Origin of the sequence: Ornithinibacillus proteolyticus (genome assembly GCF_039581225.1) — a bacterium.
Taxonomy (GTDB): domain Bacteria; phylum Bacillota; class Bacilli; order Bacillales; family Amphibacillaceae; genus Ornithinibacillus; species Ornithinibacillus massiliensis.
In genome coordinates, this window is the sequence record NZ_JBCPXV010000011.1 from 14,496 (window position 1) to 41,334 (window position 26,839).

At 36.3% G+C, this 26,839-nt stretch carries 30 protein-coding genes and 1 pseudogene; 19 read left to right on the top strand and 12 right to left on the bottom strand.

Translation table 11 applies throughout. From position 1 onward, the window contains the following. Position 1: 1 nt before the first annotated feature. The gene (locus AAIB49_RS07165) at positions 2-460 is read right to left on the bottom strand and encodes a YaiI/YqxD family protein (protein ID WP_186869543.1); all 459 of its coding nucleotides are present in this window, start codon (positions 458-460) and stop codon (positions 2-4) included. Between the two features lie 309 nt (positions 461-769). Here AAIB49_RS07165 and AAIB49_RS07170 point away from each other — a divergent pair, with 309 nt between their 5' ends. The 9 genes from AAIB49_RS07170 to AAIB49_RS07210 all read left to right on the top strand — a co-directional run bounded on the left by AAIB49_RS07170 (position 770) and on the right by AAIB49_RS07210 (position 6,631). Then, entirely contained in the window at positions 770-1,129 is a 360-nt protein-coding gene (locus tag AAIB49_RS07170; protein WP_339217276.1) for a PadR family transcriptional regulator, read from the top strand. Next, positions 1,116-2,117 (top strand): HAAS signaling domain-containing protein, encoded by a 1,002-nt coding sequence (locus AAIB49_RS07175; RefSeq protein ID WP_339217275.1) that lies wholly within the window; start codon positions 1,116-1,118, stop codon positions 2,115-2,117. The genes AAIB49_RS07170 and AAIB49_RS07175 overlap by 14 nt, the downstream gene beginning before the upstream one ends. Before the next feature lie 119 nt (positions 2,118-2,236). Next, positions 2,237-2,743 (top strand): GNAT family N-acetyltransferase, encoded by a 507-nt coding sequence (locus AAIB49_RS07180; RefSeq protein WP_339217273.1) that lies wholly within the window; start codon positions 2,237-2,239, stop codon positions 2,741-2,743. Between the two features lie 12 nt (positions 2,744-2,755). Beyond that, on the top strand, positions 2,756-3,562 hold the full coding sequence (locus tag AAIB49_RS07185; protein WP_343457629.1) for a GNAT family N-acetyltransferase: 807 nt from the start codon (positions 2,756-2,758) through the stop codon (positions 3,560-3,562). 191 nt (positions 3,563-3,753) lie between these two features. Further along, the gene (locus AAIB49_RS07190; protein ID WP_186869548.1) at positions 3,754-4,134 is read left to right on the top strand and encodes a GntR family transcriptional regulator; all 381 of its coding nucleotides are present in this window, start codon (positions 3,754-3,756) and stop codon (positions 4,132-4,134) included. A gap of 2 nt (positions 4,135-4,136) precedes the next feature. After that, positions 4,137-5,042: an ATP-binding cassette domain-containing protein gene (locus AAIB49_RS07195; protein ID WP_343457630.1), complete on the top strand. Its 906-nt coding sequence runs from the start codon at positions 4,137-4,139 to the stop codon at positions 5,040-5,042. Between the two features lie 198 nt (positions 5,043-5,240). Beyond that, on the top strand, positions 5,241-5,741 hold the full coding sequence (locus AAIB49_RS07200; protein ID WP_343457631.1) for a hypothetical protein: 501 nt from the start codon (positions 5,241-5,243) through the stop codon (positions 5,739-5,741). Positions 5,742-5,902: 161 nt separating this feature from the next. Then, entirely contained in the window at positions 5,903-6,424 is a 522-nt protein-coding gene (locus tag AAIB49_RS07205; RefSeq protein ID WP_343457632.1) for a hypothetical protein, read from the top strand. Between the two features lie 57 nt (positions 6,425-6,481). Continuing rightward, on the top strand, positions 6,482-6,631 hold the full coding sequence (locus AAIB49_RS07210) for a hypothetical protein (RefSeq protein ID WP_343457633.1): 150 nt from the start codon (positions 6,482-6,484) through the stop codon (positions 6,629-6,631). 300 nt (positions 6,632-6,931) lie between these two features. Here AAIB49_RS07210 and AAIB49_RS07215 read toward each other — a convergent pair whose 3' ends face one another. Then, positions 6,932-8,089 (bottom strand): AI-2E family transporter, encoded by a 1,158-nt coding sequence (locus AAIB49_RS07215; protein ID WP_343457634.1) that lies wholly within the window; start codon positions 8,087-8,089, stop codon positions 6,932-6,934. Positions 8,090-8,279: 190 nt separating this feature from the next. On the opposite strand from AAIB49_RS07215, the gene AAIB49_RS07220 reads away from it, so the two are divergent. Next, positions 8,280-9,308 carry a hypothetical protein gene (locus tag AAIB49_RS07220; protein WP_186869554.1) on the top strand — a complete coding sequence of 343 codons (1,029 nt, stop codon included), beginning with the start codon at positions 8,280-8,282 and terminating at the stop codon, positions 9,306-9,308. 214 nt (positions 9,309-9,522) lie between these two features. After that, a complete protein-coding gene (locus AAIB49_RS07225) occupies positions 9,523-10,311 on the top strand; it encodes a squalene/phytoene synthase family protein (protein WP_425516496.1) in 789 nt (262 codons plus the stop codon). 55 nt (positions 10,312-10,366) lie between these two features. Here the strand turns inward: AAIB49_RS07225 and AAIB49_RS07230 are convergent, their stop codons facing one another. The 3 genes from AAIB49_RS07230 to AAIB49_RS07240 form a co-directional block, all read right to left on the bottom strand. After that, on the bottom strand, positions 10,367-10,597 hold the full coding sequence (locus AAIB49_RS07230; protein ID WP_186869556.1) for a DUF6199 family natural product biosynthesis protein: 231 nt from the start codon (positions 10,595-10,597) through the stop codon (positions 10,367-10,369). Between the two features lie 106 nt (positions 10,598-10,703). Further along, the gene (locus AAIB49_RS07235; RefSeq protein ID WP_186869557.1) at positions 10,704-10,901 is read right to left on the bottom strand and encodes a hypothetical protein; all 198 of its coding nucleotides are present in this window, start codon (positions 10,899-10,901) and stop codon (positions 10,704-10,706) included. Positions 10,902-10,963: 62 nt separating this feature from the next. Beyond that, complete coding sequence (locus AAIB49_RS07240) at positions 10,964-11,410, bottom strand: hypothetical protein (protein ID WP_343457635.1); 447 nt, start codon at positions 11,408-11,410, stop codon at positions 10,964-10,966. Between the two features lie 290 nt (positions 11,411-11,700). Here AAIB49_RS07240 and AAIB49_RS07245 point away from each other — a divergent pair, with 290 nt between their 5' ends. The 3 genes from AAIB49_RS07245 (at position 11,701) to AAIB49_RS07255 (ending at position 14,382) form a co-directional block, all read left to right on the top strand. Further along, positions 11,701-12,720 carry a LytTR family transcriptional regulator DNA-binding domain-containing protein gene (locus tag AAIB49_RS07245; RefSeq protein ID WP_343457636.1) on the top strand — a complete coding sequence of 340 codons (1,020 nt, stop codon included), beginning with the start codon at positions 11,701-11,703 and terminating at the stop codon, positions 12,718-12,720. 109 nt (positions 12,721-12,829) lie between these two features. Next, entirely contained in the window at positions 12,830-13,678 is an 849-nt protein-coding gene (locus AAIB49_RS07250; protein WP_343457637.1) for an ABC transporter ATP-binding protein, read from the top strand. After that, positions 13,675-14,382: an ABC transporter permease gene (locus AAIB49_RS07255; RefSeq protein ID WP_186869561.1), complete on the top strand. Its 708-nt coding sequence runs from the start codon at positions 13,675-13,677 to the stop codon at positions 14,380-14,382. Before AAIB49_RS07250 ends, AAIB49_RS07255 begins: the two co-directional genes overlap by 4 nt. 215 nt (positions 14,383-14,597) lie before the next feature. On the opposite strand, the gene AAIB49_RS07260 is transcribed toward AAIB49_RS07255, so the two are convergent. Then, entirely contained in the window at positions 14,598-16,619 is a 2,022-nt protein-coding gene (locus AAIB49_RS07260) for a prolyl oligopeptidase family serine peptidase (RefSeq protein ID WP_339217247.1), read from the bottom strand. A 180-nt stretch (positions 16,620-16,799) separates the two neighbouring features. On the opposite strand from AAIB49_RS07260, the gene AAIB49_RS07265 reads away from it, so the two are divergent. Further along, a complete protein-coding gene (locus tag AAIB49_RS07265; RefSeq protein WP_339217245.1) occupies positions 16,800-17,129 on the top strand; it encodes a DUF4870 domain-containing protein in 330 nt (109 codons plus the stop codon). 47 nt (positions 17,130-17,176) lie between these two features. Here the strand turns inward: AAIB49_RS07265 and AAIB49_RS19970 are convergent, their stop codons facing one another. Together AAIB49_RS19970 and AAIB49_RS07270 are read right to left on the bottom strand one after the other, a co-directional pair. Then, positions 17,177-17,347 (bottom strand): N-acetyltransferase, encoded by a 171-nt coding sequence (locus AAIB49_RS19970; RefSeq protein WP_481857850.1) that lies wholly within the window; start codon positions 17,345-17,347, stop codon positions 17,177-17,179. Beyond that, the gene (locus AAIB49_RS07270; RefSeq protein WP_343457638.1) at positions 17,332-17,475 is read right to left on the bottom strand and encodes a hypothetical protein; all 144 of its coding nucleotides are present in this window, start codon (positions 17,473-17,475) and stop codon (positions 17,332-17,334) included. Before AAIB49_RS07270 ends, AAIB49_RS19970 begins: the two co-directional genes overlap by 16 nt. A gap of 544 nt (positions 17,476-18,019) precedes the next feature. Here AAIB49_RS07270 and AAIB49_RS07275 point away from each other — a divergent pair. After that, entirely contained in the window at positions 18,020-18,358 is a 339-nt protein-coding gene (locus AAIB49_RS07275) for an NUDIX hydrolase (protein WP_343457639.1), read from the top strand. Between the two features lie 331 nt (positions 18,359-18,689). Here the strand turns inward: AAIB49_RS07275 and AAIB49_RS19975 are convergent. Further along, positions 18,690-18,857: pseudogene (locus AAIB49_RS19975) on the bottom strand (nucleotidyltransferase family protein); the annotation flags it as partial. A gap of 1,063 nt (positions 18,858-19,920) precedes the next feature. Here AAIB49_RS19975 and AAIB49_RS07280 point away from each other — a divergent pair. The 3 genes from AAIB49_RS07280 (at position 19,921) to nagZ (ending at position 23,448) form a co-directional block, all read left to right on the top strand. After that, positions 19,921-20,316 (top strand): hypothetical protein, encoded by a 396-nt coding sequence (locus tag AAIB49_RS07280; protein ID WP_343457640.1) that lies wholly within the window; start codon positions 19,921-19,923, stop codon positions 20,314-20,316. A gap of 186 nt (positions 20,317-20,502) precedes the next feature. Next, complete coding sequence (locus AAIB49_RS07285; protein ID WP_343457641.1) at positions 20,503-20,838, top strand: zinc metalloprotease; 336 nt, start codon at positions 20,503-20,505, stop codon at positions 20,836-20,838. 930 nt (positions 20,839-21,768) lie between these two features. Further along, the gene (gene nagZ / locus AAIB49_RS07290; protein WP_343457642.1) at positions 21,769-23,448 is read left to right on the top strand and encodes a beta-N-acetylhexosaminidase; all 1,680 of its coding nucleotides are present in this window, start codon (positions 21,769-21,771) and stop codon (positions 23,446-23,448) included. Positions 23,449-23,472: 24 nt separating this feature from the next. Here the strand turns inward: nagZ and AAIB49_RS07295 are convergent, their stop codons facing one another. From AAIB49_RS07295 to AAIB49_RS07305, 3 genes are all read right to left on the bottom strand, one after another. Beyond that, entirely contained in the window at positions 23,473-23,946 is a 474-nt protein-coding gene (locus AAIB49_RS07295) for a hypothetical protein (protein WP_343457643.1), read from the bottom strand. A gap of 155 nt (positions 23,947-24,101) precedes the next feature. Next, positions 24,102-26,165 carry an ankyrin repeat domain-containing protein gene (locus AAIB49_RS07300; protein ID WP_343457644.1) on the bottom strand — a complete coding sequence of 688 codons (2,064 nt, stop codon included), beginning with the start codon at positions 26,163-26,165 and terminating at the stop codon, positions 24,102-24,104. Continuing rightward, positions 26,131-26,673, bottom strand: a complete 543-nt coding sequence (locus tag AAIB49_RS07305; protein WP_339217241.1) for an RNA polymerase sigma factor — start codon at positions 26,671-26,673, stop codon at positions 26,131-26,133. The genes AAIB49_RS07300 and AAIB49_RS07305 overlap by 35 nt, the downstream gene beginning before the upstream one ends. Positions 26,674-26,839 lie beyond the last annotated feature (166 nt).

Sequence of the window (26,839 nt, forward strand, 5' to 3'; positions counted from 1 at the left end):
GTTAAGTATTGCTCCCTTTTATTTGTTTAATTGTTTTCTCCAGCAATTCTTTAAACTTTTTACGGTCCTCATCGGTAAATGGTTTCGGTCCTTTCGTTTTTTGACCACTTCTTCTTGCCTTTGCACTAAGGTGTCTTGTTTGTAGCAATTGGTCGATGTTTTCATTCGTATAGGCAAAGCCCTTGTGATGTAATACAAGACAACCCTTCCCCAGTCCTAGAGAAGCAAGACCATAGTCTTGGGTAATGATTAAATCTAATCGTTTAGCCAGCTGCATGATCCGATAGTCTGCTGCATCGGCTCCTGTATCAACATAAATCGTCTGTACCCCATCCACAAGTTCATCATGTGAGTAGTGACTAATGCTTTTAACTAATACGACTGGTATCTGATATTGTTTCGCAACTGAGATGACGATATCCTTCACTGGGCTTGCATCTGCGTCTACATATATTTTCATGTTAATTCTCCGTTTCTTTGTGTCTACTTCCATGAAAGCGAATTATTGATGATTTGTCAATCACTCTTGCTTTTTATTCGTGGGAGATGTTGGATTGGCTTGCTTACCGGTATTCAGTAGTGTACTAATGAAAAAATAGCTGAGGTTAATATGGACTCCTAACGACGATAAGGGCGATCGAACTAGCTTGGAGAATATCCAAAAACATGATTGGATTGTGTATAATCCATCATGTTTTTTATTTTATAATAATATGCACTTTACAATAGTGTGCGTCATACACTATAATGAAAACAGGAGTTGATCAAGATGAACGAACAAGAACATATTGATAAGTTATTGCTTGAATTACGAAGAGGTACAATCACCATTGGTGTTCTTAGCCAGCTATCTAATCCCCAGTATGGTTATTCACTTGTTACGAGATTAAACGATAGGGGAATTCAAGTAGAGCCTGGAACTTTGTATCCACTACTTAGGAGATTGGAGAAGCAAGGTTTACTGGCTAGCAGTTGGGATACCAATGAAGCAAGGCCCAGGAAGTATTATGTGCTAAGTGAAATGGGTAAAAAGGTTTACAAACAACTATGTACAGAATGGGAAAGTATGGTCAAGAGTCTGGATAGTCTTATTCATAGGAAAGGAGCAAATGAAGATGGAGATGATTGAACGGTACATTTATGCAGTTACCCAAAAGCTACCGCAATCCCAACGAGAAGATATTGCAGTTGAGCTTCGTGGATTAATTGAAGACATGGTGGAGGAACGTGTTGGAGATACTGCAGATGAAAAAGTGGTAGAAGAAGTTTTATTAGAATTGGGCAGCCCAAGGGAGATGGCACTAAAATACACAGGGAAGAAAAGGTATTTAATAGGTCCAGAGCTTTTTGAGCCATTTCTTACTGTTTTAAAGATTGTATTAATATCGCTGACAGCTGCACTTGGTATCGTCTTCGTGATTCAAACTATGATTAATCCGATTGATTTATTAGATGCCTTTGTAGGGTTGATTGTTTCGTTAGTTACGGCAATACCACAGGCAGTAGGGTGGGTTATCCTCATCTTTGCATTGGTGGAGTACAATGGTGGATATAAGGCAGAGGATTTAGCTCTGGATAAATCGTGGAGCCCGTCATTACTACCAGAGATTCCGAATCGTAAACGACAAATTAAACGTTGTGATCCAATAATTGCGATTGTTTTTTACGTCTTGATGATGGTGCTATTTACTTTCTCTAGTAATTTCTTTGGTGTATATGTTTTTCAGGATGGTTCATTTCAGCATGTGATTCCTTTTTTAAATGAGTCTACACTTTCACACTATCTACCATTCATATTGCTATCACTTGCTTTATTTATTGTCAAAGAATGTCTAAAGCTAATTTCCGGTAAATGGACGATGAAACTGGTAGCTTATACTTTGATTATCAATCTGATTGGGATAGTAGCTGTTATTTTCTTAATCACCGGAGATGCATTCTGGAATACTCAATTTATGAGTGACTTGGCGCAAGCAGGAGTTGTTGCTGAGGGGACGGATGGATATTCTGTTGTCGAAGCCATTTGGATTAATTGTACGAATATTGTACTCATCATACTATTAATTGGATTAGTATGGGATGTAGTAGATGGATATATCAAGGCAAGAAAACAATAATATGCTTTTCAATAAGCAACGAATTGATTATGATAAAAATAATTAATTCGTTGTTTTTTTTTAAGATAAGAAGGCATCAAGTTTTGGATAAGTTAAAAGAATTAGGGTGGAATAGATAGATGACAAATACACATATTGAAATTGAAGAAATGAAAGCGGAAGATTGGGAGTTTGTTCGTAGTATTTATATGGAGGGGATACATACAGGAAATGCAACATTCGATATAAAGCCACCTAGCTTTGAAGAATGGGATCATGGCCATATTACAGATTGTCGGTTAGTAGCCCGATATAAAGGACAAGTGGTTGGATGGGCTGCCTTAAGTCAAACGGCTCATAAAGAAGCTTATCGTGGTGTGGCAGAGGTGAGTATTTATGTGTCGAGTACAAGCGCTGGCCAGGGGATTGGTTCGTTATTACTAGAGGAGTTGATTCGCTCTAGTGAGGAGGCAGGATTTTGGACGTTACAGGCATTAATCTTCCCGGAAAATACGAATAGCATTAAGCTACATACTCGTTATGGATTTGAAATAGTAGGAACAAGAAAACGCGTTGGGAAGCTACATGGTGTATGGCGAGATGTTGTATTTTTAGAAAGAAGAAGTGAGGTTGTAGGAGTAGATTAGGAGGGGATAGAGATGGTTTATGTGCTCACGAAGGAGTTAGCAAGAAGAATGGAAGTTTCTGAGATTGAAGGACTTAAATCAAGACTTTCTGCTATTCAATCGTTGCCAGGTAATCCGATGGGGATACATATAAGGCAGTTTGGTCAAGCAACTGCTTTTATAGCAAAAGGGATTCCGGGACCAGCATTTAATACCATTAGAGGACTCACATCTGAAGATATTCAAGAGCTGGATGGAATTCTTGATTATTACAAGGAACATAACATTAGAGTTCAACTTGAAATTGCACCAGGATCTAGTAGTGAGGATTTGCTCCGAACATTAGCCGATAAGGGACTCTGTCAAAAGGGATTTCATAGTGTTTTATATGGCGATAGTATGGATTTAATTGGAGAGGTAGATTCTACCATAACTGTACGAAAGCTGCATTCAGATGAGTTTGACTTATTTGCAGATTTATATGTGAGAGGATTTGGTTTACCTAGCTTTATTAAACAAGGTATTGCTCAAAATAATCAGGTCTTATATCCGCTCGATTCTTGGAGCTTTTATGTTGCAATGGTAGATGGCGAGCTAGCTGGTATTGGTGTTTTATTCATTCAAAATGGAATCGCCACGCTATCAGCATCAGCAACTGTCCCAGAATTGAGGAGGAAAGGGGTTCATCGTGCTCTCATTTTAGAAAGGGCAAAAGATGCAAGAGATAGAAATGTAGAGTACATAACGGGTCAAGCTAAATTCGCAAGTATTAGCTCAAACAACATGGAACGACTCGGGTTAAGGATTGCGTATACAAAGGGGATATGGGGAGACATGTAGGTTGTTTTGAACGTTTAAGTACCCATGAAACTAGATACATTAACAGCAGGATTAGATCAAGTTATTTACCAATTAAATAGTTAAGTGAAAATGCTCTCACTCAATGGAGGGCATTTTTTCTTGTCAAAAAAGCACAAATCATATATACTACATTGCAACACTAATGCACTATGTTCGTGAGGGGGTACGGTATGCTTTTAAATTCGGGTAGTACAACTCCGATCTATGTACAGATTGCGGAATGGCTAGAGAATGAAATTTTAAATGGCAATCTCGAAAAAGGTGATAAAGTATTCTCCCAATATAAGCTTGCGGATAAGTTTACTATAAATCCTGCAACTGCTGCTAAAGGCTTGAATCTCCTTTATGAAGAAGGGATTTTATATAACAAGCGGGGATTAGGTAAGTTTGTTTCCGAAGAAGCAATGGAGATTATTTTAGAAAAACGTAAAAATCAGAAATTAAAAGGTCTGCTAGTTGAAGCGGTTCAAGAGGCAAAGCGGCTCCAGGTCTCGGAAAATGATCTGTTACAAATGCTGAAAGATATGATGGAGGAGAAAAAGGGGGATTAGTTGTGAATGTAGTTGTGGAATGTAATCGTCTTGTGAAGCAGTATGGTAACTTTAAGGCATTAGATGAATTAACTTTTTCTTTAAAAGAGAACACCATTACCGGACTGATCGGTCGAAATGGGGCAGGTAAGACTACATTACTAAAAATATTAGCAGGATTTTGGAGGGAAACAGCTGGAGAGGTTAGCGTATTTGGTAAACGTCCGTTCAATACTCTTGATGTATCCATGAACGTTATATTTGTTGATGACATGATGAGTTTTACGAATACCTTAACCTTGAAAGAGATATTAGATGAAGCGGGGAAGTTTTACCCGAACTGGGATCATGAACTGGCCTTGGGATTGATGGATTATTTTCAATTCCATCTAAATCATAATCATCATAGTCTATCAAAAGGGAAACGGAGTACCTTTAATATGATAGTGGGCCTTGCTGCCAAATGCCCGCTTACGATTCTAGATGAACCTACTACAGGGATGGATGCAGCAGTAAGGAAGGATTTTTACCGTGCATTGTTAAAGGATTATTTGAATTCTCCTCGTACAATTGTTATTTCGAGTCACCATTTAGAGGAAATGGAAGATTTACTAGAGGATGTCCTTTTAATTGATGGGGGTAAAAATATCTTACATCTCCCAATCGATGATCTAAAAGAATATGCGGTAGCTTTAAGTGGGAAATCTGTTGCGGTTCTACAAGCAATAGAGAAGAAAGAGGTCCTATATAAACAAAATATAGACGCTGATAATTGCTATGCTGTTGTTCGGAACGATTTTTCTCATGATGAAATGAAACAATTAGGGATAGGGGTTTTACCGGTTACGCCTAATGATTTATGTGTCTATCTCACGAATCAAACAAAAGGGGGAATTGATGATGTCTTTAACAAGCGCAAGTCTGTCTAATATAGTACTTACGCAATTCCGTTATAAATGAAAGCTTATATAGGAGTATTTCTTGCGTTAATTCTTGTTCAGGTTCTAGGAATATTTCTTGCGACTTTAGGGACGTCATTCGGGTCGATATCGAATAATTTGTATAGCATTTACTTTGAAGGTTACTCCTCTAGCGCTGTTATAATTCTCACCTTTATTTGGGCATTTATGAATGCCATTTTAATTACAACAAAGGCTTATCGTGAGGATGACTTTACGTTTGTATCAACCCGAATATCGTATAATCTCGCTAATATGTTGTTTCTCATCACAATAAGTGGCATTGGAGCAATAACGGCCTTACTATCCAATGGAATAATCCGTTTATTCGTATACTTCACTGCTGATGTTGATGTATTTCTGGTTCTAAATAGTGAAGTGGGAATCTCCTATTATGGAGTAGGACTTATTTCTACGTTTTTGTATGTCTTACTATTTGCAATAGCAGGCTACGTAATTGGCATGATGATTCAAATTAGTAGACTATTTCTATTATTAATCCCAGCTATCTTTATTACCTTTACTTATCTAGAGCGTTTAGAAATGATAGTCGGATTTTATTTCTTGGAACAGTCCTTTCTTGTATTTGTCGTAAAAGTAATAACAACTATACTAATTGGTAGTGCCTTCATACTAGTACTATCCAATCGATTGGAGGTAAGGCGGTGATGGCTATCGTGTCTGTTCTTCCAATAGTCATTGTAATTGGAATAATCATCTTCTTTGTGCTTCTCAACAAACGATTTCAAGTGAAACCTGTAACGTTTCGGAAATCAAAATAGATTATCATTGGTTATGTTTCGATTCTGTTAGTTGCAGCGATTGGTTCCTTGTTTCTCCCATCAACTAAGGCAAAAGTAGTTGATAATAATCTTAATGAAGACTGGGAGAATAGTTACTATCAACAAGCGCTTAATGGTAATTTTTCCTCAATTGACTCTAAGGAGATTAAAAAGAGCTGGGAATTCCCATTAACAGGTAATACCCTTTCTTTCGATTCATCCAACTATGAAGGAGCGTTTATTATAGAGCGGAATTCGGACCTAAAGGATAAAGTAGAGGTGTATTACATTGACAATGGGCATGTTATGGAAACAGGTTCGGTAAAGGTCGACATTAGTGATTATATACCAGAGGTTGATATCACTGTGGAGCAAAATGTACTTCGAGTGATAGGTACAACGAATGTAAAAATTGCTTATACTGATCCAGAGTTTACCAGGGTACAATTCTTATCAGAATATGACTCAGGCATTGGATATGCTGGATCCTACTTTTTCTATATCCGTGTCCCGGAGAACTTGAACATAGAAAATGCTACTGAAATCTTAGCTGAAGAAGTAAACAATTAACCAATATATATCCCCCCGAATATACTGACAATGACATTATATTTGGGGGTCCTCACTATGAGCAATGTAAAAAGTGGTCTAGCCTTTTTAGGGTTTTTAATTACCGGAATGGGAATTGGGTTGTTTTTTCATAATATGGAAGCTGGAGGAACGGTAGGGTTCGGATTAGGAATTTTATCTATCGTGCTGCTGCGTAAAGATAATTAAGGAAACAATGTACCCCGGGGAATTCTTTATAACACTAGATAAGGATAGAAAGTAAACAGGCTTGAGGGAGATTAATGCCTTAGAGCCTGCTTGTTTATATTGAGAATTATAAGTAGGTTTACTAATCAATCTAAACTAGGGGCCGATAAGGATCATCAATTGGTTAAACATCCAATTGATAACGAACAATAGAAAGCCTTTATCATTCATCAGCAGCGAGAATGAAGCTAAAATGAACAATAAAGGCCAATTTAACTATTTATAACTAATTAACCAACTAACAATGACTCTACCTCTGATTTATTCTTCATCAATCTGATAAGGACCGTATTTTTCACCATAAAATCGGTTGTATCGCTCTTTAAATTTTTGATACATGTATGAAACAATGACTTTTAAGATGGCATATCCTGGTATACCAAGAACGACACCTACTAGTCCAAATAAATTACCTGCTACTAGTAATACGATCATAATCGTTAATGGGTGAATTTTCATCGTTCTTCCCATAATATTAGGCGATATGAAGTTCCCTTCTAAGAATTGAACAACAACCCATACGATTGCCAACTTCAATAGCATTAACGGTGAATTAACTATCGCAATAATGACAGCTGGGATAATGGATAGGGTTGGACCTAAATATGGAACGACACTTAAGATACCTGCTAAAATTGCTAATGTGATAGCGTAATCTAATCCGATGATAAAGTAGCCGATATATAATAGGATTCCTATACAGGTTGCAACAATAATTTGCCCCTGAATATACGATCCTACTTGTGCATCCATATTGACTAATACTTGATTCGCATCTCTTCGATATTTAGGTGGTAATAATTTTAAACTATATTCCTTAAAGCGATTACCATCCTTTAATAGGAAAAAGAGAACGAAAGGGAAAGTTACCATGGCTACAACAACATTCGTAACGGTTCCCGCAAAGCTTCTTACCCCTGCAAATGCATCTAATACATAGGAACCGATAACACCTGGAATATTACTGAAATTAGACACAACCCAGTTATAAGCCTCGTCATAATAAGGTTCAAGAAGTGTATTATTCTGAATCCAATTGTTTATATCCAACCATAATGTTTGTACATAATTTGGGAATGCAGTGATTAAGTCAGAAATTTGTTTTTCGATAGCTGGAGCAATTAATAGGATTAATCCAGTTGCTAATCCACCGATCCCAATGATAATAATCACAATGCCCCAAATTCGTTGTATCTTAAGCTTTTCTAGTAAATCAACAATAGGATTTAATAGGTAAAAAGCAATAAAAGCTAGAATAATTGGCGGTGTTATGGTCGATAAGATTACGATTAACGGATAAAAAACAAAAGAAATCTTGTTATAGATTAAAACCGTTATCCCAATCAAAATTAGTACAGCTAAGACGAATACTATGTTTTTTCCCCCGAGGAACTTGATGAATTGATTATCTGAATTCATAGAATTGGGACTCCTTTTTTCTTTTTATTATAGAGGAAGCGAGAGTAAGATGCCATTTAAGATTTACAATTTATTTCTATTTATAGTAAAAAGGTATGATGCTAGGTTGATAAATTAAGTATAAAGTCCTGTTGATGATGATTATGTCCTATGTCTATATAATAGTTAAGATCAAAATAGGAGTGGGATAATGAAAATGAGAGTAGAAGGCTTTATTGTTCTTATTATAATACTTGTTATTTTAGCTGCATGTAGTAATTCAGAGGAACAGACAAATGGTAACGAAAGTGAAGAAGAAATAAAGACAAGTGAAGTGGAGAAAATAGAAGAGCAGGAGGAAGAAGAGCAAGATTCTGAAAAAGTGTCATTTGAAGTTAAGGATACAACTGCTCCGGAAGACCAAGGGGATTTAAACGTATGGTTTGAAGGGGATTTCCATGTTGTTGGAGATAAAGTGAGAGTAAATGGAACAACTAATCTATTACCGGGTTCTAAACTTCAACTGATGACAACCCCAGTGGCAGGAACGTTTATCGGTGGTGGCGCTCAAGGGAAAGTAGAGGAATCTGGTGCCTTTGAATTAGAAGCGAATCTTCCAGACGATTACGAAGGTATATTACATATTGAATTAACCTTTAAGGTGGGGGACCAATATACAGAAGAATTAGCAGAGTATTACATAGAAGGAATTAGGGGTGATTTTGCTCAAATCTATTATGACGCTTTTGAAGAAGCGATGTTCGATAAGGCATCCTTTGCTCAGATTGTAGTAATTGATGGGTCCAAACAATCTTTCTCCATTACAAAGCCTGAATGGAACATTCCAGATGATTTAGGGAGTAAGCATGTTAGAATAACGCCTACATTAGAAAGACAAGGTGATTATATTGTACTTAATATTGAAAGCAATCTACTAGAAGAGGCAACCATTCATGCTCGTGCCGAAATACCAAATTATATTACAAGTGGATTCCAAGGGACAAGTGAAGTAAATCCAGATGGAACAGCTGTTATTTATATAGTAGACCCAGAAAAAGACGATAGAATCAAGGACTTAGAAGAATACGAGATAGTTATTTCATTTGAACCGGATAATAATCAAAGTATCAATGTGGTAGAAGCATACGGTGAAAACGGTGAAGAGCTAGAAGGGGATTTAGTTGTAAATACAGAAAATGGGAAAAACGTCGTGCAAAGACTATCAATCACAGTAGAGTAGGCGCGTAAATTGAAGCAAGTTCTGTAAAAGTTTGTTATACTTTAGTTATATTAAGAGTAAAATGGGAATAGATTGATATAACGTATAAAAAATGGGGATTCTAAGAAAGTGTGTAATCTTTCAAGGAATCCCTTTGACACAAACAAACTTAGGCTTAGTTTTTTAAGGAGGATTTACCAGCTTGAATGACGTGGCGAGATTAGAAAAAGAAGCAATGCATATGCTTAAAGAAACTAGTAGAACTTTCTATATACCTATAAAGATTTTGAAACCAACATTACGAAAAACGGTTGCATCAGCTTACCTTTGTATGCGAGCAATTGATGAAATAGAAGATCATGAAGAGCTGGACTCGGATTCAAAGCAATATTTATTACGTTCGACTAGTGAATTGTTAAAAGGGGACTTTAATAACGAATCATATAACCAATTAATTAAACCTCATGAATCCATTTTACCAGAGGTAACCAAGCGTTTAGGGGATTGGATCCATTTCTGTCCGAAAGATATTGTGGATAAAGTATTAGAATCAACTAGTATCATGGCGAGAGGAATGGCAGACTGGGTAGAGAAAAACTGGAATATTAAAACAAAAGAAGATTTAGATGACTATACATACTATGTTGCTGGACTTGTCGGTGTTATGCTTTCCGACATTTGGCGATGGTATGATAATACGGAAACAAATAAAGACTTGGCAATTGGCTATGGAAGAGGTCTTCAAGCTGTAAATGTATTGCGTAATGTAGATGAGGATAGAGAGCGCGGTGTACAGTTTTTCCCTGATAATTGGACAAGAGAAGATATGTTTGAATATGCATCTGCCAATCTAGCGAAAGCAGATGAATATATGAAGTCTATTAAGACGAAAAACATCATTCTATTCTGCAGAATACCACTTGCTTTAGCTAATCGAACCCTTCATGCGTTGAAAATGGGCAAGGAAAAAATATCTCGTCAAGAGGTAGAAGCAACCGTAGATGACATACTAAAAAATAGCTAGAAAACCACGGCATAATGGTCGTGGTTTTTTCTTTGTAAGAAAACAGATATTTGGTTTATGAAAAGTAAAATATTTTAAGTAGGATGCCTGCCAGTACACTTATCGCGAGAAATATACTGATAACACCACTAATACGAACCTGCCATAAATATGCCTCGGATGCTTCTTCTGCGTCCAATGTCTTCCATTTTTCTGAGTTTTCCCAACCAATCTCTGGCTTTAAGATAGCTAAAAGACCATAAACAATAAGAATTACAATGAGAGTAAGTAATAATACATATTCCATCCCAATCCCCCTCACTTATTATTACGAATTCAAGTGGTAATTGTTTCATAAAAAATAGAAAAAGAGACCATATGGCCTCTTACTTATTATAAGATAAATAATATAACTAATTCGTACTCTTACTAACGAGTGCTCGAAGTGCTAGGTAGATTATTGCGATAGCAAAGACAACAATGACAAGTCCACCTATTAGTTGAAGGATTTCCGCAATTTGCTCTGTAATGATGGTCGAAGTAGGTACGTTAGCAAGCGCAAATCCTGCTAAAATTGCTGCAATATATAGTCCTACAAGTCTATCCCACATACATATCCCTCCTTCCACTATAGGTTATGCAGAAGGAGGGGACATTGTTTATTACATTTGTCCTAGAAGCATTGGAAGGACGCAACACGATCTAGGTCAATGCCAAAGTATACCCAACGATTAAACTGCCATCTGAATCCGGCAACGGAATTTCTTCCGACAAATGTTGGATAGAACCAGAAGGCGTTACCGTTCTCTAACCAAATATAGGTAAATCGAAATAAGCAGCCTCTAATTGCTCCAGGGTCAATAGCAAATGTTTGAAATTGTGGTTGTTGTGGTATAAACGCCGGTGGCGGAGTAGTTGGAGCTCCTACTTGCCCTCCACCAGGTTGTCCGGGAAAACCTCCACCAGGGAATTGTCCTCCAGGCTGACCAGGGAATGGCCCACCTGGGAAGAATCCTCCAGTTTGCCCTCCTCCAGGAAACCCGCCAAAAAATTGTCCTAATAAATATCCAGGTAAATTAAATTGCCTCTCATCATCATATGGTGGCCAAAATTGATTCAACTCGTATTCCTCCTTAAAATGTCTTCCATTTAATATATGGGGAAAACAACTAGGATGGGAGTCTATTGGGGAAGAATGGGCTAATTACTATACATAAAAAGAAGCACTTAGTTTACTAAATGCTTCCTTCTTTTCATGAATTAACAAATAAAGACTAGAAAATTCTGGTTAGTCAAGCTAAGATTAATTAAAGACTGTCTTGACCGATAGAATAAAAGACGGTGCATTCGTTAACGAAGTCGATGATTGTTATGAAATTTTACTAGGAAAAAACGGGGGATAATGGTTTCATGAGTGTTCTCACTATACATAATTTGGAAAAACAAGAAAAGGATATGCTGCTATTTCCAGCTTTTGGAATTGAAATAGAGAAGGGACAAGTCGTTGTCATTCACTCTAATCTTAATATTAGAGTAGCTATATTAGAGATGTTAGCTGGTAAAGAGCCGATATTCAAAGGGGAAATAACGCTATTAGGGGAGAAAATCTATAAAAAAAAGAAGGAGACGGAGCTAAAGTTAGGAATATGCTTCTTTGAAGTGGGGCTTTACCCTAGATTAACGGTATTGGATCATATTAATTTTTATAAGCAGCTTTATGGTTCAGAGCTTTCCAATGAAACCATTCTAGATGTGGTACAGCTGGGGGTTGTAAAGAATAAAAAGATAAATCAGCTGACTTTTTCTGAAAAAAGACGGGTTCACTTTGCCCTTATCCTCATACAAGATTCAATTGCGTATATATTTGAAGAGCCAGATTTAAATGTTGATATGGAAACAAAACGAGTATTTCTAACTATTCTTGAGGAATTAAAAGAAAAGGACAAAGCGATACTTGTATTAACCAATAATATGGAAAGTGCTATTACGATGTCTAATGATGTATACCGATTAGGTCAATCGGGTTTAAGTAAAGTACAAATGGAAGATGGATCAGAGGCTAAAGATAAAGAAGAGGGTCAGGTTGCTCTTAATTTTAATAAAATTCCTACTAAGGTGAATGAGAAGATCATTCTCTTTGACCCACCTGAGATTGATTTTATTGAAAGTAATGATGGTCAATCCATTGTATTTATAAAAGGAGAATCATTCCCAAGTGTATTTACATTGAATGAATTAGAACAACGGTTAAAGCCGTTTGGATTTTTCCGTTGTCATCGTTCTTATATTGTGAACTTGCAAAAGGTGCGTGAGGTTATTACGTGGACAAGAAATAGTTATAGTTTAGTTTTAGATGATAAACCGAAGTCCTCCATTCCACTTTCGAAGGCAAAAATGGCCTTACTGAATGAAATGTTGGGCCTAAAATAAGCTCCATTCAATCCCAAATATGCTCTTTTCGCGGAAAAAATAGTGCAGAAACCCTTATTTTTCAATAATCTATGAGTACAAGAGAAAATAACTATCACGGAGGAGAAAAATGGAAAATATCATTCAAGTGAAAAATTTAGCCAAGATTTTTGGGAATCAAACGGCATTAGAAAATGTAAATTTTAATGTAGCAAAAGGGGAAACGTTTGGATTTTTGGGACCAAGTGGGTCTGGAAAAACTACAACGATAAAAATATTAACTGGTCAGCTACTGCAAACTTCTGGTGAAGCGGAAGTTTTTGGGGTAAAGAATTCTGCACTCAATAAAGGATCTTACCGGAAAAGAATAGGCGTTTTATCGGATAATAGTGGTTTATATCAAAGACTTTCGATAGAAGATAACATGAAGCTTTATTGTGAATTATATGATGTTCCGAAAAAAAGAATGGATGAAGTGTTAGATCTAGTTAACCTTCTAGAAGAAAAGAAGAAAAATGTTTCCAAGCTATCCAAAGGGATGACCCAGCGCGTACTTTTAGCAAGAACATTATTACACGAACCAGAATTGTTATTCTTAGATGAGCCGACTTCTGCATTAGATCCAGCAAACTCTAAGCAAATTCATGAAGGGTTACGTCGCTTAAATGAAAAGGGGATAACCATCTTCTTGACTACACATGACATGAGTGAAGCGGAAACCCTTTGTAATCGAGTGGCATTCTTAAATAAAGGAAAAATCCAACTATTAGATGAACCGAAAGCATTACGCAGGAAGTTTGCAGATGGAACCTTGATAGTGGAATTAAAGGATGGTAGGGTCCTTCAAGTTCCAGGTGGTGCAGAAGGGGCGGATGAGGTTTATAGCTACATGTCTAAGAATGAAATTGCTTCTATTCATTCCAATGAGCCAACATTAGGAGATATTTTCGTAGAGATTACTGGGAGGGAATTAGTATGACATTATCATGGAAACGAATTTATGCGATTTTTAACAAAGATTTAAAGGATCTATCTAAAAATATGTATGTTAGTTCTGTCCTTATCATGCCAATTGTCTTGGCCTTTCTATATAGTAATATGGGGGAAGTAACGATAGAGCTACATTACCTAGTTATTAACATGACGTTAGCATCCGTAACAGCGTTTATTCAGTGTGCGGTTATTGCGGAGGAAAAGGAAAAACATACATTGCGAGGACTCATGCTCTCGCCGGCTTCCTTAACAGAGATTCTTACTGGAAAAAGCTTAGTCAGCTTCTTTTTATCCATTATTGCGATTGTAGTATGTGCTATGATTACAGGCTATGAACCTACTAATCTACCGGTTATTGCTGTGGCGTTAGTTATTTCTATGTTATTTTATTTAGCGCTAGGAACGATTATGGGGCTATTATCTAGAACGGTTTTAGAAGCATCGGTTATTTTCTTACCAATTATTTTTCTGTTCGGTTTTGGTTCCCTGTTAGTACTGTTAGTGGAACAATACCCTGCATTATCGTTTATCGAGTACTTACCCAATATCCAATTAGTTGAAATCGCTTATGATGTAGAAGCAGGATTAGGATTTGGTGATGTATGGTTGAATTTAGTAATTCTACTAGCATGGGCTGTCGTTCTCTCGCTTTTAACTGCCTTTGTTTATAAGAAGAAGGAAATGGATTAAAGTGTTAGGGGTTTAATCCTTTTAGGAAGAGAAGATTAGCTCATACCCTAAAGCTGCACAGGAATCCTTTTTTATAGACTGCTGGTTAGCGAGGGCTACTATTAAAGTTCTGAGTAGCCCTGCTCCTAGTAGTCTTTTTACGTATGCTACTTACAAAGTGGCGATATAGAGTCTCCTGGAGTTAATTCCAATAAGAAGCTTAACTTGTCTTAGTTTTACTGTAATTCCTTATCTAAGAACGCATAAAAATCTACCCATTCTTCCATTACCTTCGAAGTTGGCTTCCCTAATCCATGTCCAGCTTTAGCCTCTAGACGTAAGATAATGGTAGAATCTTTGTCTGCCTTTTCCATTAAGGTTGCTGCAAACTTTTTGGCATGTGCTGGTACAACACGGTCATCACTTTCGGCAGTGGCAATGAGAACCGGTGGATATTTAACACCCTCTTCAATATTATGAAGTGGTGAATATTTATAAAGGAATGGGAACTGCTCTGGATTATCTGCACTACCGTATTCTGGAATCCAATAGCGACCAATAGTAAATTTATGATAACGAAGCATATCAATTACAGGAACACGGCAAATAACAGCGCCATAAAGGTCTGGTCTTTGTACCATACATGCAGCAACTAATAATCCACCATTTGATCCACCCATAATAGATAGCTTTTCTTTTCGTGTATAGTTGTTTTCAATTAACCATTCACCAGCTGCAATAAAATCATCAAATACATTTTGCTTGTTTTCTAACATTCCAGCACGGTGCCATTCTTCTCCGTATTCTGTTCCTCCACGAAGATTGGCTACAGCGTAAATGCCGCCTTTTTCTAACCAGCGTAAGATAGCAGGATTAAAAGAAGGTGTCATATTGATGTTGAATCCACCATACCCGTATAAAATGACGGGATTATCACCATTTAATTCTATGTCCTTTCGATGTGTTAGGAACATTGGAACCTTTGTCCCATCCTTTGACGTATAGAATATTTGCTGCGTTTCAAAATCAGATGTATCGATTGGCAATGTTGATTCTGCAAAAACAGTAAGCTTCTCGGAATCAAGATTATACTGATAGACAACGGTTGGACTTAAGAAGGAGGTTACGCCAAAGTAAATCTCATTATCTTCTTTGCTACGTGAAATATCGGTCAAAGAGCCAAGGATTGGTAATGGGATGTCATTTTCGTAGGCTCCATCTAGATGATATACCTTTAATTGATGATGAGCATTATGCAATAATCCAATTACGAGCTTGTCATGAAGAGCAATAACAAAATCCATTACATCAGACTGTTCGGGTATTACTTCTTCCCAGTTAGAAGGGTCAGGATTATCCAAATCAATGGCAATGATTTTGCCATTTGGTGTGTTTAAATCTGTTTTAAAATAAAAGGTAGTATCTTTATTCGTCACATATTGATATTCAGCATCTGATTTATCTAATAGCCTAGTGAAAGGTTCATCAGAGTCAATTGGTCGTAAGTAGAAACGATTTTCTGTAGCTGTACCTAGGAATACATATAAACAGAGGTATTTATCATCATCACTAATAAAGGATGAAAACATAAGCTCTTTGTCTTCTGGCTGTTCATGTACTAATGGATCACTTGCTTGTTTATCCCCGATACGATGGAAGTAAACTTTATTATAATTACTTTCGTCCTCAGGTGCTACACTACCTGGTTCTGGAAAGCGGCTATAGAAGAATCCAGAGCTATCAGGAGACCATATAATACTAGTAAATTTAACATGTTGGATATGGTCCTCTAAATCAGTACCTGTCGCTAAATCCAAGACGCGAATCTCTTGCCAGTCACTTCCGTGGGTAGAGGTTGCGTAAGCTAAGTACTTGCCGTCTTTACTGAAGGCGTAATTCGTCATCGCGACAGTTCCGTCTTCACTTAGTTTATTAGGATCTAGCACGACTGTCTCCTTGTCAGCGTCTTTACGGAAAAGGATGGCTTGATTTTGTAGTCCATCGTTCTTTTGATAGTATAGCTTGTCCTTAATTTTCTTTGGTACAAAATATTTAGGAAAATTCCACAGTTCCTCTAATCTCTTTCTATCTGCATCGCGAGTATGGATTGGGGCAAAATAGTTGTTACATTGCTCTCCCATCCAGTTACTCCATTCCACTGTGTCACTAGAATTAGCATCCTCTAACCATCTATATGGGTCACTTACTTTTGTACCATGGTAATCTTCTATAATCGAATCTTTTTTTACTGTTATCATATTTGTCCCCCTTGTAATATATCTTCTTAAGTAATATTCGAGAAAGTTGGCTTAAATCCTTTTTATTATGGAAAAAACTTCGAGTATCGTAAATAAAAATAATCATATTAAGTATATACACGTTATATATAAATAAAGATATAATAAACAGTTTAAATTAAAAGTGTTGGAGGAGATAAGATGGGTTCTACTGAAGATGATCGCTTGTTTGCCATGTTATTGTACGTGTTAAGTTTTCCGTTTCCAGTGCTTGGTCCTTTATTAATTTGGCTAATTAAACGGGATAGTTCAGATTTTGTCGACTATCATGGGAAGGAGTATTTTAACTTTATTATTTCCTTTACGATTTACTCGATCGTTAGTAGTATTTTAATGATCATCTTAATTGGATTCTTGTTAATTGTGGTGGTTGGTATTGTGTGGTTTATCCTAACTATCATTGCTGCAGTTAAAGCATATCAAGGGGAGACATATCGTATTCCATTGGTTATTCGCTTTATTAATAATTAGTAAAGGGAGAAAACGTTCAAGCTCATTTGCTTGAACGTTTTCTCGTGTTACATGATAAGCTTTGCTACAATTTCTCCATCTACCATGATGCCTGTCTCTACAAAACCAACGGATTGATAGAGATGCCTTGCTACCTTATTTTCTGGACCATAAGAAATAAAAATAGCATTCGCTTCACCCTGAGGAAAAGTCTTCAGATATTCTATTGCTTTCTGGATTGCCCTTTTCCCATAACCTTTATTTTGGTAATGCGATCAATCATAAATCGCAGTATGCCATAGCAAGGGTCATCTCCATACTCATTTTCTTCAGAAGTATCGTAATACATCATGATAAACCCTATCATCTTCTCCTGATTATAAATTGCATACGTCATGGCTGGAAGCGTGTCATGTAGCAATGCAACATAGGACTGAGCAAGACTCTAAACATTAGTCGCTAGATACGCTTGCTGTTCCTCTGTAAGTTCTAACTGAATACATTCCTCAAAATTGTCCCAAGTGATTGAACGAAATTCCATTTTGTTTTTCCCTCCTATATGTTTAATGCCTGTTTTGAACGAAAATATAGGCGGGCCACGAATGGAATGTTAAGCATGTGTACGTTATCTCATAATATAGCTCCTTTTAATTAATTGATTTTTCTGTATACTATTATACCATAGAATAGTAGGGCTTAGCATCATTCTAACGAAAAATGAGGTGAAGTTTTGGTATTTCATAAAGTAATAGCGGGGAAAGGAACAGAACAATATAAGTTGATTCATAAAAGAACCGTTTTAAGAGGAGTTATTGTTGAAAGAAATAAGATTTTACTAATACATACGAATTCTAGGGGATTATAAATTTCCTGGTGGTGGTGTTGGAAAGTCAGAAATTCACATAGAGGGCTTGATTCGGGAAGTCAGAGAAGAGACTGGTTATGTACATTGTCAGGTTAAACGTAAAATTGGTACTGTTATCGAGCGCAAACTAGATAACGATAATGGGGAAGCCGTATTCCAAATGACTTCTCATTACTATCTATGTGATTTACTTCGAGATGATAAAGTGGCTCAGCAATTGGATGATTACGAGGCAGAACAAGCTTTTAGACTTAAGTGGGTAACCCTAGATAAAGCTATTAAGCAGAATGAAAGTTTGATGGTTTATTTGGATAAGAATGATTGGATAGTGAGGGAGACTCTTGTATTAAAGGAACTGAGGGAGATTCTTGAAGTAAAAAAGTAATGGAGCATAGCGGGCTCGAACGGCTGACCTTTGCACTGCCAGTGAACTTTGGTTAATAAAATGTGTTAATATGGTTTAAAATAGTGCTTTTTAAGGTAAATGATTATACAAAAATTACCTTTGGAAAAAATTTTTGTGAACTTTTGTGAACCTTTAAGGTATTGCACGTGGTCGTGAAATATGAAAAGCCGTTGCTTTAAGAGACAAAAATAAAGTAATTAAAATACTGTATTAATGGTTTCAAAGAGTTAAGTAAGAGCTCCCCAGTACTGTTAATTATAGCCACATTTATAAATTCTAAGTTCCTATTAGAACTAATTCTGTTTTTAAATTACTCGATATAAATTACCTTGTTAAGAACTCGTTTACGAATTCTTGGTAGTAACATGTCTTTAGTTACTAAATGAACATTGACTCCAATCAAATTTTCAATGATAAACTTAACTTTTAGAAACTCAAATCCAACTGCACTCTGAAATTCAATAAGTATATCAATGTCACTTTTTTTGGTGTCTCTTCATCTCTTGAAAATGATCCAAATATCCCTATCTTTATAAACAATATTTTTCCTTTAACGCTTCCTTTTTAGTTAGCGAATTTTCTATTACAAACATTTTATCAATCTTTTTAATTGATATTCCTAATTTAGTTTTCTTCTCTGATAAATACGACTGTCGAACTTTCCTAATATCTCAATTATAGACACTGATAACCACAAAAAGGGTTAAATGGTACATAGATATATATAAAGAAAAGACATTTCCAAAGAATTTTGGTGCTTTAATAGAAAATCCAGGCTTCCTTCCGAATAATACTGGTGTATAGTGCAAAATAAAAGTGCAGAGTATTGCAAGGGTATTTGGTGTTGCAACTTTACATTGAGAGGCGGGCATGATAACCTTCATTGGCAAAGCCAGCCCTTGCCACGGCTGGCTTCATGGCTTTGTCCTCATGCCCGCAGAGGCTCAATGTCAAGTTGCAACATTGTGTAATTGCAATTGCAATCTTGTGTATTTTCGTTTTGCAAAATACAACTGGTTTCCAGAATCTTGAATTTCTTGCTAAAATCCAAAGGGAATTATCAAAAGATGATATTGTAGATACTATTACTAGTCTAGGGTGAGGAAAAGCATTAAATATATGTGTAAAGCACTACTGGCTCGGGATGAAGCAGAGATTGGGAATAGCTTAAGCAATAATGGAGAAACCAAACATAATAATACTAGATGAGCCAACCAATAGTTTTGATAAAGAGGGAGTTGAAGATGTTTAAAAATTGTTGAAAGATTTAGGGAATCGAGGTAGGACTATACTAATGATTAGTTATTAAATTCAAGATATTTATTTTTTGTCTTAAAGAATACGTCAACCGCTATTTAAAATTGTGCATTTACTATTAATGAATTAATATTTCTAAAATTTCTTGGTGATTCATGTTATAATTAATTTACAGAATATTTATTCTTTATTAAAATTGTTTAGATTATGCATAGAAGCGTTAAAACTAATGGGCTAGAATATTTGCGTAACGTTAAATTAATCTTTCAAAGGAGGAAATTGTTTTGAAAAAGATAATATTAATCATTGTTTTATTAATCATAGTGGTTGGGTGTAGTCAACAGAAGAATGCTGTTAACTTCAATAAAAATTCTACACTTATAGTTGAAGAACGACTGGGAGATGAATTCTCTATTAATTATGAAGTAATAAACCAAATTCAAGACAAAGACATCGTACAGAGTATAATTGATATATTACGTAATGTTAAATGGGAGACAAATACAGATATATCTATGGAACATGAACCAGATTATAAATTGAATGAATTTTATCATATTTGGGTTACACCTAATGGTGATAAATTAGAAATTATAAATCGAGATAATAGTTATTATGTATCGCTATCAGAACAAACCTCATCAGATTTATTTAAGATAATTACAGGTGAAGATCTTTAATCATATACGGTTTTTGCTCATTCAAGTAGTTCTTGTAATTCAGGAAGTGAGTCAAGAGGATGGAAAGTACATTGTAATAATTATTCTAACGGTCATATCGGGGCACAATCCTACACATATAGATATTCATCTGATTTAAAGTCTGAGTATAAGTCTATTACAAGCACCGGAGTATCAAGATGGAACATGACAGGTGTAGTGAATATTACTTATTCTAGTAACTCCAACAACCTGATATTCCACCATAACGACCCAAATACCTCAGTAATAGCAAGAGTAAGCAGTAATGTTTTCAATAATCACAAATCTAGGTGGAACTTAAGTTATAATGATTCTAAAATGCCAAACTATGGTCTTACAGAAAGAAATGGAATTGCTACCCATGAAATTGGACATACTATTGGATTAGCAGACTTAGAAAATTCTAGTAATACTAATAAATTAATGTTTGGCACACAAGCCCGCACGGTAAACTTTCCTCAACTTGCTGATATCGAAGGAGCAAGAGAAGGGGTTAAATAATATAGTTAGTAGATTTGAATTTTGTATCCAATATTTATTGGCGATTCCATTAAACATAAACTAATAATATGGGTAATTACTATCGAAATATAAGCTCTTAAACTCTTCTTGGTCTAAAATGTATATGGATAAAATGGGAAGTCTATCATAGAAACAGCTGCGATATTTAACTTGCTAATACAATAGTTCTTACCTATAATCTGGAAGCTAAATTATTATCAGATTTAGAATCAAGAAGATTTGCTGTGGTGTTAAACATCCCGATAGATGAAGTGTTAACAGCACCAGTAATTAGAGAATATTTAAGTAAGATATAAAGGGGAGTGTACAAAAAGCGTGGTTCACTCGTTCTTTAATAAAAAACGAATGTAATGATCACCTGACTACTAAGGTAAGGGAATTTCCAAATAAATCTAGTCCTTAAAATTAAAGATCAAGATTTTGATTCATCATTCTTCTTTAATAATGAATTTAAGGAATTGTATACTAAAGTTAATGAGAGTAGAAAACATATAAGGGAAAGACGACAATTAACGTCATCTTTCTCTTACTTTAATTTAAGCTATTGTTCCAAACTATTTTTGAATTAATTTGATATTTGTGTCCTTCTCATAGAGTCTCGTAGATAGAAACATAGAAATAATAACGAATGTTAATATATCTATTGAATATCTAATGAAATAAAAAAATGTAAAATATATATAAAGGAATTATACTAGTTTAGGTATAAACAAACTGGACTATTAAAATACCCAGTCGATTGCAACGCTCTCCCAGCTGAGCTAATGCCCCAAACGTTCTAGTAATATTATAATCATTCCTTCGCCTTATTTCAATACTGTTAGATTACGAGTATAGTGAAAGGAAAAAGACACTTCTCGGATATTTCGTCTAATCAACGGATAGAATAAAGGAGAGGGAGTGTGTTTAATGAAAAGATTTCTAGTTATTATTGGTATCACCGTAATCCTTCTCATAACATTAGCTATCGTAAATAATGCAGATAATCGAAGTACTTCTTCTGCGAAGGATGCGCAGCAGGCAAGGCATCATCCTGTTGAAAAAAGTCTTGATCCACAAAGTTCGATATACCGATTCATTTCTGAAATACAAGAACAAGCGAAGGAAGGCAAACTACCCGGGGTATCCTTCATTGCTGGGGAGACACTATTGGATGATGTTACCGATCAATGGGGAGATCCCGCTGATTCAAGTCCTTCCGGTGAGACTGTATATATCGATTATCCAGATAAGAAAGTAGCCTTGGGCTATAGTGGGGATATTATATTCGATATCCGTTCCTTTGAAGATAGGCTCTCAGACGTACGCTTTGCTGATATTATCGATTCGTTAGGTGAAGCAGATGAACAACGTTATTATGAAGATGATCAAGTAGACCAAATAATTCTCGTGTATCAAGTAAACGATACATACCAACTAAAATGGGTGCTTCCAAGACCAATAGATAAGGAGGATAATCCAGCACTCCATCATATTTCCTTATCGATGGACCCTACTAAATTAACCAGTAATCAATCAAGCATATTAGAGACGTTGACTCTTGATGAAAAAATTGGCCAGATGATTATGGCTGGGATGGAGGGGACAACGCCAGAACCAGAAACAATACGTTTAATCGAAAATTATAAGGTTGGTGGCATTATATTCTTTCGTAAAAATTTAACTAGCTATTCGCAGTCTTTGCAGCTAGTGAATGGAATTAAACGAGCGAATTCGGGCAATCCAATTCCATTGTTTTTATCTGTCGATCAGGAGGGCGGCCGGGTAACTAGACTTCCAGGCCTTGAAGAGCTGCCTACTAATAAAGAGATTGGTTTACAGAATGATCCTAAATTGTCGTACCAAATAGGAAGTATATTAGCAGAAGCGTTACACGCATTTGGTATGAATATGAACTATGCTCCAGTAATCGATGTGAACAGCAATCCTAAAAATCCCGTAATTGGTGATCGTTCCTTTGGAGATAATCCAAGTTTAGTAAGTACCCTTGGCATTCAGACGATGAAGGGTATGGAAGCGAATGATATTATACCAGTAGTCAAGCATTTTCCAGGACATGGGGATACATCTGTTGATTCACATCTAGAACTTCCTCAAATAAATAAGAGTGTAGAGGCGTTACATGCATTAGAGCTCATCCCATTTATCGATGCGATTGATGAAGGCGTAGATGTCGTTATGGTTGCTCATATACTTTTTCCTTTACTAGACTCAGAATTTCCGTCATCAATGTCCAAAGCGATTATGACGGATCTACTAAGGGAGGAGCTACATTTTGATGGTGTTATTGTAACCGATGATATGAATATGGATGCAATAGTCGATCATTATGAACCGGGAGAGGCTGCTGTTCAATCTGTAAAAGCTGGAAGTGATGTGATTTTAATTAGTAAGGAATATGACGATATCGTTCGTTCGATTGAGGCGATTAAGTCTGCCGTTGAAAATGGTGAGATTAGTGAAGAACGAATAAATGAGAGTGTTCAAAGAATATTAGCTGTAAAGGGAAAATATCAGCTTACCGATGAGCAGGTAGCATATGATGACTTGGAACAGATTAATAAGAAAATTAGAGAAGAACTGCAATAGGGGCTTTCTGGTAAGTCCCTATTGTTAGTCCTCCCAATAAAATAGCGCGTCAAAAAGCTTATACGGTGGATCGGCGAGAATGGTTGGGATTTTTGCTTGAAAAGGAAGTGGTTCATTCAAATAGGTCTTATCTAAAATGGTGAAGTGGAACTTTTCTAAGACTCTTTTTATCTCGCTTTCTCCGAATATAGCTACCGGGGCAAGTCGATTAATATATACCCTAATTCCATCAATCCATAGCTCATAATCCTTTTGTTCTGAAGAGCTACCGTCCTTTTTATAGCAGAATACATCGACATAAGAAGCATAACCACTTCCATAGCTATCAAAGTTTGCCTCAATAGCTAGATTCTTAATTGCAGAGATTGATCCAACTACACTAGAAATATAGTCATTCACTGCCTCATGGTCATATTCCGCCAAGTTATATGGATGAAATTCACCAACCGGATTTCCCTTAATAATACTTTTCAATTCTTCATTTGTGAATGTGGACATAACTACCTCCTAAGTAAAAAAATCCTATCATACTTAAAACAATGTCCATACTAGTGATGTACTTTCATTATACCTTAAAAATGAGTGGGGATAGATTATGGTTGCATGTGGAATTGGAAAAGGAGAAAGGCACAACAGCCTTCCTCCTATTTTCATCATGGTGTCCATTCATTGTGCAATATTCCTACTAACTTCCATTCGTTGTTGTATGGTTCAAAGATTAACGTCAATTGAAGCCAGCTTAAATCATCTCCAGGTATCGTTTCATTGAATGAATACTGGACCATGTGGGCATCAGGGTATTTCCCTCGTATAATGTCGGTAAAAAACTCTGGACCACTTAGGTTTTGTTGATTGACAAAGATAGAATCTGGCTCTTGTTTGGTATAAACATAGTTATCCAAGTACTCGGCAGGTGACAGATCAATCGGTAAGCCGCTTGATCCATGGTCTCCCCAGTGATAAACCGTTTTATTCTGTAATAACCCAGGAATCTCATTAGCTTGGAAGATTACTGGTTCATGCTCTTCTGTCACTGGTGTTGAATTTAGCTGGAGGAATGGCGCAAGGACAACACCTTTTTCAGGGTGAACATGATTAGCGAGCTCAGTCATATTTCTTGTTGCAAGTAAATCAAATACGGTTTCTGCATGTTCAACAATACCAGGCTGCTTGTAAAGTAGCTCCAGTGATAAAATAGCTGTTTCTTCCTTTGGATAGGTTACGGTACCATCAAAAGAAAACCGGAGCTCATAATGATCTAAGCTATAGGATAGATAGCGTAATCCGTTTGCTTCATCCGTATAGGTGGAACTTGGCTGCCCTAATGCCGCTTCGATATCATTTACAGTTACATTATCACCAGGATTTAATTCATACCGGTATTTCGTATATAGATTTTCTCCGTCGGACTTAATAAATAAATGGTCCCCATAAACATCTGCCACACCATTATCTACCGTATATGATTCAAACGCTTCCCCGTACTGATTCGGGAAGATGGAAGAATCCGCTGGAAGCTGAATGGTCATTAAATTAGGCAATCTTCCTATCGAGGCATAAGAAAGTAAATCAGCCGATAGCATTTCTTCAAGCGTTGGAATCTCAGACGCCATCCATCCTTCATATTCATACCCTTCCACTAAATCAGCCCCATGTTGAATGAGCAGGTCTTTAATGGACTGATCATTAAATTTACTAGCCATCCATAGCACGGTCACATCACTATTAGATGTAACGGTTGTATTAGGATTAGCATTAGCTTCTAATAAAAGTTTCGCCATATCGGTCTGATGTCCATAAACTGCTAGAACTAGTGCGTTATAATCACGTGCATTGCGGTGTTCGATATTCGCTCCATGTTCGATAAGCAGGGAAGCGACTTCTGTACTAGTTGTCAATGTTAGTGGCGTGTCTTTATTTTCATCTAAACTATTTGGATCAGCTCCAGCAAGAAGTAATGACTCCACCACTGTATCTAGGTTTTCTTTCGCAGCAAGCTGTAGAGCACGATCTGGATTTGCTCCTTCTTGTATATGCTCTAAAATAGTGTCCCAATCTCGTTCGCTAGGTGCCTTTGCTAACTCTTGATCTAGTAATTCCTCTACATTTTTACTTTCCTCTGGCAGCTCTTCTGGTTCCTGTTCCGATTCTTCTACTACTAAATATTCATCGGTGTAGAAAACTTCTTTGAAATTTTGCCATTCTGCTTTATCCATCTCATACTGTTTACCATCTATCATAACCACATTGGAATCACTGAAATGAAAGGCTTCTAATAGCTGATTCTGGTTGTTGTATACCTCTAGTGTTTCAGCAAACTGAGTATCGCTGGCTGGAGTTTCTATTAGTTCCGTATCCTCCATCGTCTCGTAGAACAAGTTAATGATAGCTTGCTCTTCTGAGGTGTAGGTATTACCATTTAGCTCTCCACTAATTTTAGAAACCTCATCCTCTATAAAATTAGTTAATAATAAGGTGGACTGCTGTTCTTTCCCAAGGGTTCCATACAGTAATAGGCTGAATATAAATGCTGCTGCTAATGCACCGATTGTAGCGGCTATACCCTTATAATTTCTTTTTTTCTTCGGTTTAATATTCGCTGCCCTAGTATTTAAGATGGTTCTCTTTATCTGCATTTCTTTTTCTTTATTTAAGTTAGGCTTTGGCATCATACGTAAGTGTTCATCTAGCTGGTCTAGGTGATTTAGTTTCTTCATAAGAGAAACACCTCCTTAACTCTTCGTGTAAAGCTATTTTTGCCCGATGATGTGTCGACTTTACTTTACTTTCACTCCATTTCAATATATTGGCTGTTTCTTGTACAGAAAGTTCCTTTATTCCACGTAGAATAATCACATCTTGGTAATTAGGCTTTAAGAGTTGAATGCATTCATAGATAGCCTTTGTATCTTCATTTAAGTCTAGTATGGCTTCTGGAGAATTCTCTGTTTTAGGTTCATTGGCCTGATCAAGTGGCACGGTAGTAGCGTATTTTTTGGCCTTCTTTTTCCTAGTTTCATCAATGGCTAGATTTCGCGCGATACTAAATAGCCATGTTTTCGGTGTAGCATTTTCTTTAAAGCTCGTAAACCCCTTCAATGCTTTTATAAAGACTTCCTGCAGCAAGTCTTCAGCATCTCTTGGGCCGATCCTGTATAGTAAAAAATGATAGATATCATTTCCATACTGTTCAAACCAATCCGATATAATCTCATTATGCGACACAATCCATCACCTCCTGGTTTTCAATAAATTAGACGTAGAACAGAGAAATAAATTGCATTTTACTCGGATCTTTTTAAAAAATAGGCTAGCTAACGATTATCCTATTATTGATATAATGACGCTGTATTGCTATTTCATTGCAGTTATCTATATAATTGAAGAAGTA